The 15,451-nt window shown below is 31.2% G+C and carries 16 protein-coding genes; all 16 read left to right on the top strand.

Going from position 1 to position 15,451, the window contains the following annotated elements; translation table 11 throughout:
• Nucleotides 1–2: 2 nt before the first annotated feature.
• The 16 genes from ACQ654_RS20935 to ACQ654_RS20860 all read left to right on the top strand — a co-directional run bounded on the left by ACQ654_RS20935 (nt 3) and on the right by ACQ654_RS20860 (nt 15,437).
• Nucleotides 3–614 (top strand): GNAT family N-acetyltransferase, encoded by a 612-nt coding sequence (locus ACQ654_RS20935; RefSeq protein ID WP_430412293.1) that lies wholly within the window; start codon nt 3–5, stop codon nt 612–614.
• 99 nt (nt 615–713) lie between these two features.
• Nucleotides 714–1,655 carry a hypothetical protein gene (locus tag ACQ654_RS20930; protein ID WP_430412292.1) on the top strand — a complete coding sequence of 314 codons (942 nt, stop codon included), beginning with the start codon at nt 714–716 and terminating at the stop codon, nt 1,653–1,655.
• Nucleotides 1,656–1,700: 45 nt separating this feature from the next.
• Nucleotides 1,701–3,230 (top strand): AMP-binding protein, encoded by a 1,530-nt coding sequence (locus ACQ654_RS20925; protein WP_430412291.1) that lies wholly within the window; start codon nt 1,701–1,703, stop codon nt 3,228–3,230.
• A 3-nt stretch (nt 3,231–3,233) separates the two neighbouring features.
• On the top strand, nt 3,234–3,494 hold the full coding sequence (locus tag ACQ654_RS20920) for an acyl carrier protein (RefSeq protein WP_430412290.1): 261 nt from the start codon (nt 3,234–3,236) through the stop codon (nt 3,492–3,494).
• Entirely contained in the window at nt 3,481–4,050 is a 570-nt protein-coding gene (locus ACQ654_RS20915; protein WP_430412289.1) for a GNAT family N-acetyltransferase, read from the top strand. The genes ACQ654_RS20920 and ACQ654_RS20915 overlap by 14 nt, the downstream gene beginning before the upstream one ends.
• Nucleotides 4,038–5,087: a C45 family autoproteolytic acyltransferase/hydolase gene (locus tag ACQ654_RS20910; RefSeq protein WP_430412288.1), complete on the top strand. Its 1,050-nt coding sequence runs from the start codon at nt 4,038–4,040 to the stop codon at nt 5,085–5,087. The genes ACQ654_RS20915 and ACQ654_RS20910 overlap by 13 nt, the downstream gene beginning before the upstream one ends.
• Before the next feature lie 82 nt (nt 5,088–5,169).
• Nucleotides 5,170–6,696 carry a class I tRNA ligase family protein gene (locus ACQ654_RS20905; protein ID WP_430412287.1) on the top strand — a complete coding sequence of 509 codons (1,527 nt, stop codon included), beginning with the start codon at nt 5,170–5,172 and terminating at the stop codon, nt 6,694–6,696.
• Nucleotides 6,697–6,708: 12 nt separating this feature from the next.
• Nucleotides 6,709–7,740 (top strand): FAD-dependent oxidoreductase, encoded by a 1,032-nt coding sequence (locus tag ACQ654_RS20900; RefSeq protein ID WP_430412286.1) that lies wholly within the window; start codon nt 6,709–6,711, stop codon nt 7,738–7,740.
• 55 nt (nt 7,741–7,795) lie between these two features.
• Nucleotides 7,796–9,103 carry a lysine N(6)-hydroxylase/L-ornithine N(5)-oxygenase family protein gene (locus ACQ654_RS20895; RefSeq protein ID WP_430412285.1) on the top strand — a complete coding sequence of 436 codons (1,308 nt, stop codon included), beginning with the start codon at nt 7,796–7,798 and terminating at the stop codon, nt 9,101–9,103.
• Nucleotides 9,087–9,392, top strand: a complete 306-nt coding sequence (locus ACQ654_RS20890; protein WP_430412284.1) for a cupin domain-containing protein — start codon at nt 9,087–9,089, stop codon at nt 9,390–9,392. The genes ACQ654_RS20895 and ACQ654_RS20890 overlap by 17 nt, the downstream gene beginning before the upstream one ends.
• A 797-nt stretch (nt 9,393–10,189) precedes the next feature.
• Nucleotides 10,190–12,382, top strand: coding sequence for a tetratricopeptide repeat-containing sensor histidine kinase (locus tag ACQ654_RS20885; protein ID WP_430412283.1), 2,193 nt, complete (start codon nt 10,190–10,192; stop codon nt 12,380–12,382).
• On the top strand, nt 12,379–13,116 hold the full coding sequence (locus tag ACQ654_RS20880) for a LytR/AlgR family response regulator transcription factor (protein WP_430412282.1): 738 nt from the start codon (nt 12,379–12,381) through the stop codon (nt 13,114–13,116). The genes ACQ654_RS20885 and ACQ654_RS20880 overlap by 4 nt, the downstream gene beginning before the upstream one ends.
• Nucleotides 13,117–13,279: 163 nt before the next feature.
• Nucleotides 13,280–13,846 carry a hypothetical protein gene (locus ACQ654_RS20875; RefSeq protein ID WP_430412281.1) on the top strand — a complete coding sequence of 189 codons (567 nt, stop codon included), beginning with the start codon at nt 13,280–13,282 and terminating at the stop codon, nt 13,844–13,846.
• 60 nt (nt 13,847–13,906) lie between these two features.
• On the top strand, nt 13,907–14,146 hold the full coding sequence (locus ACQ654_RS20870) for a hypothetical protein (RefSeq protein WP_430412280.1): 240 nt from the start codon (nt 13,907–13,909) through the stop codon (nt 14,144–14,146).
• Nucleotides 14,147–14,207: 61 nt separating this feature from the next.
• Nucleotides 14,208–14,411, top strand: coding sequence for a hypothetical protein (locus ACQ654_RS20865; RefSeq protein WP_430412279.1), 204 nt, complete (start codon nt 14,208–14,210; stop codon nt 14,409–14,411).
• 219 nt (nt 14,412–14,630) lie between these two features.
• Complete coding sequence (locus tag ACQ654_RS20860) at nt 14,631–15,437, top strand: hypothetical protein (protein ID WP_430412278.1); 807 nt, start codon at nt 14,631–14,633, stop codon at nt 15,435–15,437.
• Nucleotides 15,438–15,451 lie beyond the last annotated feature (14 nt).

Raw genomic sequence — 15,451 nt, 5'->3', positions numbered from 1 at the left:
GGATGATAACATTTAATTTTGAAGACGAATATATAATTGAAAATGAAGTGGTAAAACTATCGCCACTTCGTATTGAATCCTACACAGAGTTAAAGGAAATTGCCTTTGAACCTGAACTATGGAAGTATACGCCGCCCGAAATTAAAAACGAAGAAGATTTAAAAAATTACATACAATCAACTCTTGATAACAGAGCACAAAAACGAGAATATCCATTCATCGTTTTTGACAAGCGAACACAAAAATATGCAGGCGTAACAAGACTCTTTCAAATAAGTACAACCATCAAAGCACTAAGAATTGGTTACACATGGTATGGCAAAGAATTTCATGGAACAGGCTTAAATAAAAATTGCAAATACGTACTATTTGAATTTATTTTTGAAAAGCTAGGTTTTGAACGAATCGGACTTGGTGCGCATGCTGAAAACAAAAGAAGTATTGCCGCCATGAAAAGTGTTGGTTGCAAGCAAGAAGGCATTTTTCGAAATATATTTCCTGCCGTAGCTACTAACGGAAGAGCTGACGCCGTTTTAGTAAGCATCTTACGAGATGAATGGCTAACTACAGAAAAAAAGATGCTGCAAAAAAAATTAGTTTCCAAAAACGAATAAATACACACTACATTTTACATCACGAAGTGATTTCAACTTTTCGGATTTAAGCGAAAAGTAAAAAAAGTATACATCACTTCAATAAGAAAACAATTATAAATGATTAAATATCTTGATTATATTGTTCCCGAAGATAGGCTTTCGACCCAAAAAATCTTTGAGGAAGTAATACAAAATGAAATGCTTCCAGAAGTATTTTCTTCTCCCGAAGAAGGAATTGCATTTTTTGATGATACGCTAAACTTAAAAGAAGTTGCAATAGCTAATTCATTCAGTGAAACAGAAATGTTACTTACATTGATGAATCGTTTTTTCGATCAGGGAATAGTATCAAAAAATGAAATTGATTTGCTCATCTTAATTGGAGACGATGTAAAATCGGGAAACAGACAAAAAAATCTAGCACATTACATTCAACATCATTGTCAACTAGAAAATTCGGACGTATTAGTCGTATCCGGAAATCATTGTTCAAATATAGAGCAAGCCATAATTCTGAGCGAAAACTTACTAAAGGCTGGAGCAAACGAAAATATCATAATCGTAGGCGTCAATAAACTACAGAATAATGCAGACCGAGTTATAGGAAATTATGGAATTCATGGTGATGGCGCAGGACTTGTGTACGTAAATAAAGATAACACAGACGGAATTAGCATTCTGGGGAAAAGTACATACACCAATGGAATTCTTCATAAAGCAAATATGAATGAGAATAACTTTTTTCTTCTCTGCAAAAATTACATCACATGTATTTCAAAAGTCATGAAATCGTATGAAATACAACCAACGGACATAACAAAAATAATCATACAAAATGCTAATTACATGCTCATTAATCAATGTATGAATGATTTCAACTTTAAAAAAGAGCAACTATACCTTGATAATATAGGGCGATTTGGACATTTAGATTGTATCGATTTTATCATAAATCTCAAATCTGTATTAGACGAAAAACCAGTGTTAAACTCAACGTTCATATCATTTGGAACAGGTTGGGCTGGCTCTAACATTGCATTATACTTACAATTAAAATAATTGACTTACACTTTGAATACATCTATAAACAACTTACTTACTGGAATGAAATCTAGTAAAGGAAAACTGATCACATATCAAGGAAGAAAACGGATAGATATCAATTTTCCCAATTTGTATCCAATGGTATTAAATGCCGTTAGACACTTGGAAAAATGTGGTTTAAAAAGCGGCGATACTGTAGGTATTATATGCAAAAACAACCTTTCGTGGATTCTGGCTGATTTGGCTTGTATTTATAAAGGAATAAAAATTTTAGCTTTAGACAGCGATTCCAATCTTGCCAAATACCAAGAAAAAAACATGCATATTTCTGCAATGTTAGTTTCAAAAGACTACGAAAAAGAATCCGCAGAAAATGAACAGATTACATACATACTACTTGAAGATTTACTCATACAAGAAACACTTTCAGAAGAAGAAAAAAGAGAACCACATCAATTTCAAGGAAAAGATGTACTCTCATACAAATCTACATCTGGAAGTACCGGATTTCCTAAAATAATTGGTGCTTCCGTACAAGGTGTAGAAAACTCTATTCATTGTGTGCAAAAACTATTTAAGCATTCGGAAAAAGATATAATACTCGTTTTTTTACCGCTCAATTTATTACAACAACGGTATTGGTTGTATTCCGCAATATTGTTTGGTTTTACAATTGTTGTCGTGCCAAAAGAATACTTTTTCATGGTGTTGCAGCAAGAAACTCCAACAGTCATTATGGGAGTTCCATACATCTATGAAATTATAGCAACAACTTATAAAAAGAGTATTGCAAAAAGTGAACGCTTACAAACTGATTATGAAAATTATGTAAAAGACACCGCAATTTCGAAGTCTTTTAAACCATTCATGGAATATTTAGGAGGAAATATAAATTACTTATGGACTGGTTCGGCTCCTATAGCTACTGACGTATTATCATTTTATTCAAAAATGGGAATTCCGTTGTATCAAGGTTATGGCATGAATGAAACCTGTATCATATCAAAAAATTATGAGAATAATAATAAAATTGGTAGTGTAGGGAAGCTTTTTCCTAACATTGAAATCAAGTTTGATGATCAAAATCAAATTTTAATAAAAAATAAATATCCTGTTTGTGAAAACTATACGATAGCCGCTTTGGAAGACCGTCAACAGTTTTTTGTAGACGACAACTATATCGCAACAGGTGACACAGGTTATTTGGATGATGAAGGCTATTTATTCATCAATGGCAGACAAAAGGAAATGATTGCATTATCTAATTCAAAAAAGATTTTCCCAAGCGCATTAGAGTCTAAAATTACAGCATCTGAAAAAATTGAAAACTGTGTTTTTTTTGGTGATAACAAACCATATCTAACAGCTTTAATTCTACCAAACTCAACAAAAATTTCCCATGAAGATGTGGAAGTTATCATAGCTAATTACAATCAACAAGTTGCTCCCGAAGAAAAGATTTTCAAGTTTTTCTTAACGTATGAAAAGTTTTCTGAAGCGAATAATTTATTGACAAATCAGCATAAAATAAAAAGGAATAAAATAATAGAAAAATATAAAGAACAATTTGAATCTCTTTACACATCATAACTCATGAAAGAATCAGTATATGAAATTGTCATTGAAAATCTCTCTAATCAACTAGAAGATGACATCAAAATAACGGCAGACAGTCGCCTGAAAGAAGACTTAGGTTTTCCTTCAATTAAAATGATTATGTTTTTTACGGCTGTTACTAAAAAATTGAATATTAGCATCATGGATTTCACCGATTACGAATTAATTAATATTGAAACGGTGAATGATGTTACTGTATTACTCACACAAAAACTACAAAAAAATGAACAAAACTGATCTCTTATTTAATCCTAATCTTGTCATTGAAAACGACGATGTATCTTTACGAATTGTATCAATGGAAGATATTTCTTCTCTTGAAAAAATAGCAATCGATAAAAGTATCTGGACTTATTTTACGGATGAAATCAATTCTTTAGATGATTTACAGAAATATGTAAAAAGTTTGCTCACACAATTTGAAGATCATAAAAATGTTCCTTTTGTTATATACGATAAAAAGAAACAAAAAATTGTCGGAATGTCTTCTTTCGGAAACATTTCTGCAAAAGATCAACGCATAGAAATTGGATGGTCATGGATAACGCCAACTGCGCAAGGAAGCGGTATTAACAAAGCATACAAAGACTTGCTTATAAATTTTGCGTTTGAAAAATTAGAATTTGTTCGAGTAGAATTTAAAACGGATGTGCTCAATGCGAAAGCAAGAAAAGCTTTAGAAAAAATTGGCGCAACGGAAGAAGGTGTACTCCGATCGCATACTCTAATGCACCATAACAGAAGAAGAGATACTATTTACTACGCTATTTTACGAGATGAATGGAAAAGTTAAAATGTATAAAACTAGCGGGAAATCCATATGAAATAGGATTCAGTCATGGAAAACAATTAAAAGATGATATTCAAAGTTTTTTGGGAGATCATGATGCGCTGATACACATATTAAGAAGAAAGACTATTGAAAAGGAACAACTTTCAGAAATAATCAATTCGTATACAAAAATGATTGGTTTGCATTGTCCTGAAATACTGCTAGAATTGGAAGGATTATCCAAAGGCGCAGAAATTTCCATGGAAAATGCTGTATTATTACAAATACGCCGCGAGTTAATAGGAACTAATAGTTTTACGCTCACAGGCGATTGTAGTTCGTTTGCAATCAAAAAAGATGATACACATATTCTTGGACAAACTATTGATTTAAATGGCGATATGACAGCCATTGGACACGTTTTTAAAATCAATGGAGAAAGTCAAAAACTTCCAAACATAATTCTCTATTCATTTGCGGGTTTACTTGGTTACATGGGAATGAACAGTTATGGACTATCCGTTTGTATTAACATGGTCGTTTCGAGTGATTGGCAACTTGGAATTCCTCCGTATTTATTAGTTCGAAAATTCTTAAACTGTAAAACGATAGAAGAATGTATTGAAGTTGTTGAAAAAATTCCGCGTGCGAGTTCCCGAAGTTTTACCATTTCTGATGGAAAAAGGCAAGTTATTTTAGAACTCACCGTTTCCGATTACAGAATTATAGAAGGTGATCATTTATTGCACACAAATCACTACTTACACGAAGACTTTATCGCACTGGATACGATGAATATCTTCAGTCAGAATTCGTCAAGACAACGATTAAAATTACTTGAAGAAAAATTAGAAGACGGCAATCTTTCTCTTCAACACATTGCTGAAGTATTTGCCGATCATAGCTTATATCCTGTTGGAATTTGCGCGCACAACAAATCGAACATTCATCTTAATGAAACTGTAGCTTCTATTATAATGGATCCGAAAGAAAAACACTTTTATGCAGCCAAAGGAAAAGCATGTGAAAGTGTTTTTAAACAATTTTCATTCGATTAAAACTTTTGTTCTAAACAACCAATAGAACACATAGGTTTCTAAAAAAAACGACTCTTTTCTAGTATCATTATACAACACTAAAATGAAAAAAAACTATCTATTAAATAACCAAAACTATTTAATTGTATCTGCAATGCCTACTCCAAACGGAAGACTTCATTTAGGCCATATTTCAGGTCCTTTTCTCCCAATGGATGTGCTAAAGCGAAGATTGAATAGAGATGAAGGAAATGCTAAATTAGTTTCAGGTTCGGATGTCTATGAATCTCATGTATTACTAAAAGTACAGCAAAATAACGAAGACGCAGAAACGGTTTGTTTTAAAAACCATGAATTCATACAAGAAGATTTAAAACTAATGAATTTATCCTATGATATTTTTATAAATCCATTAGAGTCAGCACATCGAATTCCGTATAAAAAATTCATTCAAAAAGAATTTAAAAACCTTCAAGAAAGTGGAATTTTAGTTGCTCTTGAAGAAATATTAAAGGTTTCAAAAAAGTACAATGATGTTATTTCTGGTTGTTGGATTCATGGCGAATGTCCAAACTGTAACCAACCAACAGGAAATTATCAATGTGAAAACTGTTACAGCTTTTACAATCCGGAAGATGTAAAAAATATACACTCTAGCAGAGAAGACGATCTAGAATTGGACACGGTAGTTGCTAAGAATTTTTTCGTGAAAGTAGATCAGGAAGCATTACTCAAGCTATTGAAAAAAAGTAATTTGAGTGATGTTCAAATGGACAAAATTGCCAGTTTCTTTAAAACGCATAAAGGTTTCATGCGTGTTACAAGTCCAGAATCGTGGGGAATTCCAGTGCTAGATAAAAAAGTAGGGAACATTCCAATGATGTCATTTCCATATGTTAGCATGCTGTTCTATTCCATCTATTGTGCAGGATTAATTGATACAGAAAATTGGTTTTCCAAAGATTCAGACGCAATCATTGTAAATGCACACGGAATGGACAATTTAGTGCCAACAACTGTAGGAATGATTGGTTTGAGTTTAGAGTTAACAGCGTATAAAACGTTTGATTATCACATTGCTAACTATTTTCTAAATCTAGATGGATCTAAATTTTCAACCAGTAGAAACAATGCCATTTGGGTTGATGAAATTATAGAAAACGAAGCTATTGAAAGTGATTATGTACGTTATTATCTAACTCAAAAATCACCTCAATTTGAAGAAATCAATATTACGAAAAAAGAACTAATAACCACTGCAAAAGAAACGCAGCAACGTTTTACAAATGTTGTTGCTTGGGCGGCATCAAAACTGTCTGAACAAGAACAAATCTATAAAGTGTCTGAAACAATAAGTAACACCTTTTTCAACACACTAGACGAAGAACAAAAAGCATTAAGCCCAGCAACATTTAAGGTGGCACATTCCATCAAAGCAATTGAAAAATGGTACGATTTGAAAGAAAACATTTCATCTAGTGATATTCGTTTTTGGCTATCAGGATTTTCAATTTTATTATATCCTGTATTGCCTACGCTTTCAGAAAACATATGGACTACAATACTTAAAAATGAAGGAAAAGTTTCATTGGCTTATTTCTTTAATCAATTAGAAAAAGAAAACAACTAATACTATCAAATAGTGAATACAACTTACGACATAACAATTATTGGCGGCGGAATTATAGGTTTATTTACAGCCTATCTTGCTTCCAAAAAGTTTCCGGACGCTAGTATAGTAGTGATCGATCAAAACTTCAAATCAACAGGAGCAACATTTTATTCGATTGCATTGGATATCCCGTACGGACATTCGACAGAGATCCAAAAATTATCTAAAATCAGTAGAAAGTATTTCTCTCAGTTAGACGAAATTATCTCTTATGAAAGACAACAAATTCCTTTTATTGGAATTACAGCAAAGGACAATTTCAAAACCTTAGCCAGCAAATTCAATACAAAACTACAAAGTTTAGAAGAACCGAATTTTGAAGCAACTATTTCTAAAGATGAGCTTACTTTTTCAGAATTGGAAGCTTGGCAAAGTATTCCGTATGACTATTTAGATGCGCTCAAAAAGATACTTGCAGCAGAAAAGAAAGTAAAATTTTTATTCGGACTAAAAGTAGTCGGTATTGAAAAAGAAAATGACGGTTTTGCGCTCAAAACTTCAAGAGGAATTGTTATAAACACCAAAAATGTAATTAATGCTACTGGTCCGTGGTTGACTGATGATTCTTGGAAACGTGAAATTGAAAAACTAGACGTTAGAACCAAAAAAATAATTTCCTATCATCTGCCTTTTCGTTTTAAAACAGGAATTTTCTTTTTTGATCATGACGCTTTTATCACACCAAAACTAGACGCGCCAAATGAAAGTATTTACAGTTTTAGAGCGAACGAATATGACGTAAAACCTCAGGTTGGAAATATTAATATACACAAAACAAATAACGAAAAAGCATATAAATTGTTTAACACTTACTTTCCAAACAAACTTAGTTTTGAGGACTTCAGTTTGTTAGAAGGTAGATGTTTTTGTGATGCATATGCTACAGTACCTATTGCTGCAGAAATCTTCTCAGGATATATCGTTGCTGGAGCTGGAAGTGGTTCTGGTTTTAGATTAGCACCTGCAATTGCTGAAACGGCAATTTCTTTTATTCAATTATAATTTTAAAAAACTCCCCTGAAAATGAGATATAAAAATATTTAGTTAAAAAAACAGTATGAAAACACATGATATTATTGGTATAGGTATCGGACCTTCCAACTTAAGTACCGCAGCTTTGTTATATCCACATAAAAAAGATTTGAATTACCTCTTTTTTGATAATAAAGAAGAATTTCGTTGGCATCCAGGAATGATGTTTCCAGATGTTACAATTCAGGTATCTATCTTAAAAGATTTAGTATCTATGGTAGATCCTACAAGTCCTTTTTCATTTTTAAATTTTCTAAAAAAGACAGGAAGATTGTATATGTTTGCGGCAAAAGGAAACTTTGACAATGTAAAAAGAAAAGAATTTGAGCAGTATTTTAAATGGTGCGCAGATTCTATGGAAGAATTATTATTTTCATCAACTGTTGAAGAAGTAACCTATGAAGACGATCTTTTTCAAATTACAGTAAATGATAAAAAATATCAAAGTAAAAATTTACTAATTGGTGCCGGACTAACTGCAAAAACACCTAAATGTTGTAAACCATATTTAGGGGAAAAGGTTTTTCACAATACACAATTTTTAACTACTTCTGTTGACTATTCTGGTCAACAAATAACGGTTGTTGGAGGCGGACAAAGTGGTGCTGAAGTTGTGCTACACTTACTTAATGATAAAAATGTGGCTCCAGAAAATATTCATTGGTGTAGCAGCAGCTACAATTTGCTTCCGATGGAAAATACTCCTTTTTCAAATGAGTTGTACAGCCCAAATTACAGTGAGTACTTTTTTGATCTTCAAAAAGAATTAAAAGGCGAACTTCTAAATCTTCAAAAATATACTAGTGACGGAATTAGTGAAACAACACTAAATCAAATATATGAGTTGCTATACAATAATAAATTTCTGCTACAAAAAGCAGATATTAATATGTATATGAACACGCGACTTAATGGAATGCAGAAAAATAGTGACGGGAATTTTGATTTACAATTAAACCAAAAAGATGACAATAATAGAACAATACATTTAAAATCGGATATTGTTGTACTTGCTACAGGTTTAGAATATAAATTGCCAAAATTTCTATATCCTATTATGGACAAACTCATTACTACCAATGGAAAATTTGATACTAATGAAGATTATTCTATCAAAACCAATGAATCATTAAAAGGTGGAATTTATTTGCACAATGGCTCAAGACATGTTAGAGGTGTTGCAGACCCGAACTTAAGTTTATTAGCGTGGCGAAGTGCTAAAATTATTAATTCGATAGCGAAAAATAATTTTTATGACACCTTAGTAGATGAATCTTTGATAAACTGGAATTTAAGCAAACTAAAAAATAAAAAGCATGAAATTACTATTTAACGAAACAGTTGTAGAAGACACAATTTCAATTGAAGAAGCAATTACTGCCAATCATTCTCCATTTAAAATGTCAAAATGGGCTTTAAAAAAAGGGCTTACATCACCTGTAGATGTTCATAAAGTGAAAGAGTATTGGCTAATTTCTCAAGGAAAAGGGAACATCAATTATAATGATGAACACATGATTGAAGTCAAGAAAGGAGATTTCGTATTTATGGAATCAAATAAAACACACCAAGTGGAAAATACTGGTACGGAAGACTTAATTGTTTTTTCAATATGGTGGTAATTATTACTATAATTTTGAAAGTAATTGCTTTGGATTTACTTTGAAATAAAACACCAAAATTATATTAGAAATATCCGTCAATATTTTCTGAAGTTATTTCCCCTAAAAGATAAGTATCTCTATTTTCTAGGGGATTTTTTAACTAAAAAAACACATTTTAGAACCCGTTGTGCATTTTGAGTTCAAAAGTATAACAAGCGTCTGTTTGGTTACGTCATAGAAATCGAATTGACGAATTTCATCAGCTTTTTCTAGCGCTTCTTTCACTAGTTTTTGTCCAATCACGTAGCTGTTCATTATTCTTAATATAGATTTTAAACATTATTTCTTCTATTACAACCGTTAAGAACATAAGATTTATGTTTCTGTATCGCATTACAAGTGATAAAATATATTGTTGGGCGGTTCTTTTCTATTTTTTTAAACGATCTAATGCATCAACTATTTTAGCCGTTGATACATCGTTCATTTTTTACTAAAAAACATTAATTTCTTCACAAATCTTTTTCACATACTCATATTCTAGTTTCTACATAAAATTTACCCTACAAATCATCTTTAATAGTTCTTTAATTTCAACTTTTAGCACAGTGCGTTTATACACGCAAATACTTCACTTGTGTCTTCAACCTATTCAAATATGGATTGTCTATTTTTTAACAATCGTATATTCTCTATTTTTTCAAGCATTAGGAATAGTGTTAAAAGTCGACAAGTACATAATTTTGAAGATTTACTTCTTTCTAATTTAAAATCAATAAATTTATCTCACCTATTTGGTCAATAAACTATAATTCATGAATTCCTTCAACAAATTTTTTCTCGCTGTATTTTGTCTATTATTTTTTTCAACATCCATACAATCGCAAAATAAAGAAATTGACAGTTTAGTAACAGTTTTGCAAAATCATAAAGAAAAAGATACGCTAAAAGTAGATATGCTAAATAACCTTGCTTTTAAGCATATCGGAATTGATAGAACTAAATTAATAGCATATTCATCTGAAGCGAAAGCACTAGCAAAAGAAATAGCATATACACAAGGTCATGCTAAAAGTTTGTATTTAATTTTCATCTCTCACATCACGAAGGGTGAAATAGAAAAAGCTGAAACTACAATTCAAGAATCATTACGCCTCTACGAGAGTATTAAAGACAATTCTGGAATCGCAAAATGCTATGATGCCATTGGAAAATTAAATCAATATAGAGGTGATTATGATAAAGCAATCGTATATCATGACAAAGCGATAAAAATTGCGGAAAAAGGAAAAAATCGGGAAAATGTTGCTAATTTTTTTAATGGTTTAGGCAGTGCGTATTATAGAAAAGGAGACTATGACAAAGCGCTGAAAGCCTACCAAAAAACATTAGCTATTTATGACAGTTTGAATATAAAAAAAAACCATGGAATACTAAATAATATTTCGATCATTTATAATCTTCAAGGTAGATATTTGGAAGCCTTAAATAATTATCAAAAAAGCTTAGCAAGCTTTAGAGAAAAAGGAGATAAAAAAGGAATTGCAATCACTTTATCAAATATTGGCGTTGTTTATATAAGGATGGAAGAATATGAAAAAGCACTGCCATATTACTTCGAAGCTCTTGAAATAGATACAGCATTAGCGAATAAAAAAAGAATTTCAAAAAATATGATAAACATAGGTAGCATCTTAAAAAATACAGGGAAAATGGACGAAGCTCTTGATTATTATGATGATGCCTTGTTACTATCTGAAGAAATTAATGACAAACAAGGCATATACTCAGCTTACTCCAACTTAGGAAGTCTGTACACAAAACAAGAAAAACATGAACTGGCTTTAAATTATTTAAAAAAATCGCTAGCGTTAAGTATTTCTTTGGATAGAAAAGGTGCTATTGGAGAATCTTATGTCGATTTAGCGTTTAATTATTATAACATAAAAAATTATAAAAAAGCTTTTGAAAATGTCATAAAAGGTAAAGAAATCGCAGATGAATTATCGTTATTAAAAACTCAGAAAGATGCTAATTTGCTACTATCTAAACTTTATAAAAATAGAGGAGAATATAAAAAATCACTTCAAAATTTTGAAACTTATAAAGCACAAAATGATAGTCTCTTCAATAAAGAAAATATTCAAAAAATAACAGCCTTAGAGTACGAATACAAATATAGATTAAGACTTGATTCTGCAAAAATTACAGAACAGCAACTTAAGAAAACAGTACAAACTACTACCCAAGATTTAAAAAAATCAAAACAAAACTTATTACTTGGTATCATTGCATTTTTAGTCGTTGCTTTGCTTATGGGAACTATCATTTTCTTTTTAAGATTGAAAAGTGAAAAAGCGAAAACACAAAATGTTATTGTTGAACAAAAACTATTGCGTTCGCAGATGACACCACATTTTATTTTCAATTCGCTTTCAGTATTGCAAGGAATGATTTTGAATAAAGAAGAAAAAAACTCGGTTTCGTATCTCTCAAAATTCTCAAAACTTTTGCGAACCATTTTAGAAAATTCACGACATAAAATAGTCTCACTTGCTGATGAACTTACGGCAATTAACGAATATATGGCGCTTCAAAATTTAGGTGTAAATCCTCCATACGCATACAATCTTACTGTAGCTTCTGAAATAGATACCGTTGCATTAAAAATTCCGCCTATGCTGATGCAACCATTTATAGAGAATGCTATTGAACATGCCTTTCCGAATCAAAAAGAAGCTAAGCAAATTGAGGTTACACTTACGTCTGAAGCTGAAAAGTTAGTGTGTACCATTGTAGATAACGGAATTGGCATCAATCTTGAAAAAGAAAAAAATCAACGAAATAAAAATTCATTAGCTACCAAAATTACGTCTGAACGCTTAAAAGTATTGTCTAAAGAGTTTAAAACGCCTGGTGAAATTAGCGTAAAAAATAGAGCAACTTTTGGAGAACAAGGAACATTGGTTACTTTAGTAATTCCTTATAAAACAGATTCCGTAATATGAAAGCATTAATTGTAGAAGATAAAGAACATATTCGTAAAGCGTTGGTGCATATTTTAGCTTCTATTGATACTGAAATTATTGTCATAGGCGAATGCGAATCGGTTAAAGAAGCGGTTATTGTCACAAAAGTTTGTAAGCCAGATTTAATTTTTTTGGATATCAACCTTACAGATGGAACAGGTTTTGATTTTTTAGATCAGACAGAAGGACTAAACTTCAAAGTTATCTTTATTACAGCATATGAAGAATATGCGTTACGCGCCTTAAAAATTGGTGCTGTAGATTATCTTTTGAAACCTGTTGATGTTGAGGAACTTACAGAAGCTTTAAAAAAAGTAAGCAAATTATCTGTAGCAACGCAAAAACAGCGAATAAAGACCGTAAAAAAAGTATTAAATAATGATAGCGACACGCTAATTTTATCACTACAAGATTCGTTTCAAGTCATTGATTTAAAAGATTTAATGTATTGTGAATCCGACAAAGGATATACTACTTTTTATCTAAGCAATGGCAAAAAACATTTAGCTTCAAAATCAATAAAAGAGTTTGAAGAACAATTGACAAAAAACTCGTTTACAAGACCTCATCAATCGTATATTGTAAACTTGAAGTTTATTGAGAAGTATGATAAATCAGGTACAATTTATTTAAAAAACGGGAAGAAAATTCCAGTTTCATCTCGTAAAAAAGATAATTTTATTACGCGTCTTTTCACTTGGAATAAAGATTAAAACACATTCTTCAATGTTTCCGCATTTACGCTTATTAACGTAAATCTATCACTTATAACTTCTACGCATGCAGAAATAGATTCTCTATTTTTCACTAGCTTATTCTACTATACTTTTATCTCAACATTAGCATTACAAATGCATTATTAAGAGATAAAAACACATGAACAAAATTACACAAATACTAATTATCCTATCAATCTTCACTTTGATTTCTTGTGGAGGAAATTCTGGCAATCAACCTGCAACAGCCGCTGGTTTTTCAATCATAGAAAAAGAAATAAAAAGTGAATTTGGCGACAATGCTTATTTCACAGACATCAGTATTATTTATGATAAAACTATTGGAAATATTGTTACCATTACCGTAACAAAAGACCCTAATTCTTTAAAAATGGGGCAGTGGAACCTAACACAAGGTGTTTGGAAGCAAAACTCCGAAATATCTCTTGAAGTTCCTAAAGGTACTAAAGCTGCAGATTTTATGTATCAGTTAAATGATCAAATTAATCTAACCAAACTTGGCACCTACATAGAACAAGCTAAAAAGCAATTACAGAACGAAAAAAGTTTGAAAAACCCAAGCTTATCAATAGCCGCTATCATTTTTCCTAAAAACGGTGACATTTCTAAAACGGAATATTCAATAAGTCTAAAACCAGAAAATGGAGGAACAACCTTTCAGTTTTACTACACACTTAATGGAGAATTAAGAAAAATGGAGTATTAACAGCAAACGCGTATAGCTATATCACATTTATATTAACACTCAAAATTAAAATCACACATTATGAAAAAAAAGAAAATTAACAGTTTAACATTAAACAAAAAATTAGTGTCAAACTTAAACTCTCTTGTTGGAGGAAGACCAAACTACACACATGTACCACAACGTACAAAAGATGAAAGATGTATTGTTTCAGTAGTTTATGACTGTCCAGACACTTTTGTTGAATGTGCTCCATCTGAAGCTGGACCATCAGTATGTATTTCATGTGCGCCAGGTCCATCGGGTCCTGCGGATATGTAAGATTAAAAAAGTATTTAATTTTTTATTTCAATTTATTAATAACATTCAAAATTTTTACAGTATGAAAAAACAAAATTTAAAATCGTTAAAATTACAGAAAAACACAATTTCTAACTTTGATCAAGCAGAAATCAGTGGAGGAATTTCTGGTGGTGCTTGTGGTTCACATGGTAATTCTGCATGCTGTCCACATTCATATAATATGAACTGTAGATATACAGATCAGAGAACATGTACTGACTCAGTTAGACATTGTGCTGGATAATTTTTTAAAAGTATAGTTAGTAAAGCATCATTTAGCAATAAGTGATGCTTTTGTATTTAATTTTGTCTCCTCAAAAAAAGCATTACACTAAATTTAAAGTGTAATGAAAACAAACACTATAAGTCGTGAATTTCCAATTCGTTTTTTATTTGCTAACTTAGTTCTTGCCAAAGCAACGAACCATATACAAACATATTAGCTTTCATTAAAAAAATGAAAATGAAATTAAATACTATAGTACTTTCGTTTACTTTGTTGGTCATTTTCGGATGTAAGCAACAGGAACATAAAAAAGAAAATGTAACGAATTCAAATACTGAAATCATTCAAGTTGAAAAAATTCCTGACAATCTCGTTGATTGGTTACATGCGATAAATAGTGCTAATATTGATGCACTCCAAAATTCTTATCATGCAAATGCTATTAAAATTATTTCTGCAGATAGCATTCTCAGTGGCGCACCGCAAATAGCGAATTCTTACAATAGCCACAAAAACAAAATCATTTCTATTGAATCGTTATTTAGTGTAGAAGCAAGTAAAGAAAAAGGAATTACTTATGAACTTGTGAAGTACAAAACGATTACGCATAAAGAATACATACAACTTGTAATTTGGAGTATGGAAAACGAAAAAGTAATCAGAGAATTTGAATTTACCGAAACAACTAATACAACATCCGCTAACGTTGATATAACGGATATAGACGATAGAAGAAATTTATGGATTGAACGCTGTAATGCCAATAACGCCGAAAATCTTGTCAAACAACTTTACAGTAGCAATACCATGTATTTCAATCATAAACCACTGGTAAGAGGAACAGAAGATTTGATTGCAGAATATGATTATATGAATGATAAAAATTATTCTTTAAACCTTCAACCATTGAAACTAGCAATTGTAAATGCTAATTTTGTATTTGAAATTGGTCAATGTAGCGGAAGTTATAACGGAAAATACATTCTTATCTGGAAAAAACACACCGATGGAAATTGGTATATCTATATTGATTCTAATATTTAAAAAGTGTAGATAAA

It is taken from the genome of Kordia sp. (assembly GCF_965283645.1).
In the GTDB taxonomy this organism is placed as follows: domain Bacteria; phylum Bacteroidota; class Bacteroidia; order Flavobacteriales; family Flavobacteriaceae; genus Kordia.
This window is presented reverse-complemented; position numbering and strand designations above follow the sequence as displayed.

Excerpts from the sequence above, each read along its gene's own strand:
- ACQ654_RS20935 (WP_430412293.1), top strand. The coding sequence starts at position 3 with ATGATAACATTTAATTTTGAAGACGAATATATAATTGAAAATGAAGTG.
- ACQ654_RS20930 (WP_430412292.1), top strand. The coding sequence starts at position 714 with ATGATTAAATATCTTGATTATATTGTTCCCGAAGATAGGCTTTCGACC.
- ACQ654_RS20925 (WP_430412291.1), top strand. The coding sequence starts at position 1,701 with ATGAAATCTAGTAAAGGAAAACTGATCACATATCAAGGAAGAAAACGG.
- ACQ654_RS20920 (WP_430412290.1), top strand. The coding sequence starts at position 3,234 with ATGAAAGAATCAGTATATGAAATTGTCATTGAAAATCTCTCTAATCAA.
- ACQ654_RS20915 (WP_430412289.1), top strand. The coding sequence starts at position 3,481 with ATGAACAAAACTGATCTCTTATTTAATCCTAATCTTGTCATTGAAAAC.
- ACQ654_RS20910 (WP_430412288.1), top strand. The coding sequence starts at position 4,038 with ATGGAAAAGTTAAAATGTATAAAACTAGCGGGAAATCCATATGAAATA.
- ACQ654_RS20905 (WP_430412287.1), top strand. The coding sequence starts at position 5,170 with ATGAAAAAAAACTATCTATTAAATAACCAAAACTATTTAATTGTATCT.
- ACQ654_RS20895 (WP_430412285.1), top strand. The coding sequence starts at position 7,796 with ATGAAAACACATGATATTATTGGTATAGGTATCGGACCTTCCAACTTA.
- ACQ654_RS20890 (WP_430412284.1), top strand. The coding sequence starts at position 9,087 with ATGAAATTACTATTTAACGAAACAGTTGTAGAAGACACAATTTCAATT.
- ACQ654_RS20885 (WP_430412283.1), top strand. The coding sequence starts at position 10,190 with ATGAATTCCTTCAACAAATTTTTTCTCGCTGTATTTTGTCTATTATTT.
- ACQ654_RS20880 (WP_430412282.1), top strand. The coding sequence starts at position 12,379 with ATGAAAGCATTAATTGTAGAAGATAAAGAACATATTCGTAAAGCGTTG.
- ACQ654_RS20875 (WP_430412281.1), top strand. The coding sequence starts at position 13,280 with ATGAACAAAATTACACAAATACTAATTATCCTATCAATCTTCACTTTG.
- ACQ654_RS20870 (WP_430412280.1), top strand. The coding sequence starts at position 13,907 with ATGAAAAAAAAGAAAATTAACAGTTTAACATTAAACAAAAAATTAGTG.
- ACQ654_RS20865 (WP_430412279.1), top strand. The coding sequence starts at position 14,208 with ATGAAAAAACAAAATTTAAAATCGTTAAAATTACAGAAAAACACAATT.
- ACQ654_RS20860 (WP_430412278.1), top strand. The coding sequence starts at position 14,631 with ATGAAATTAAATACTATAGTACTTTCGTTTACTTTGTTGGTCATTTTC.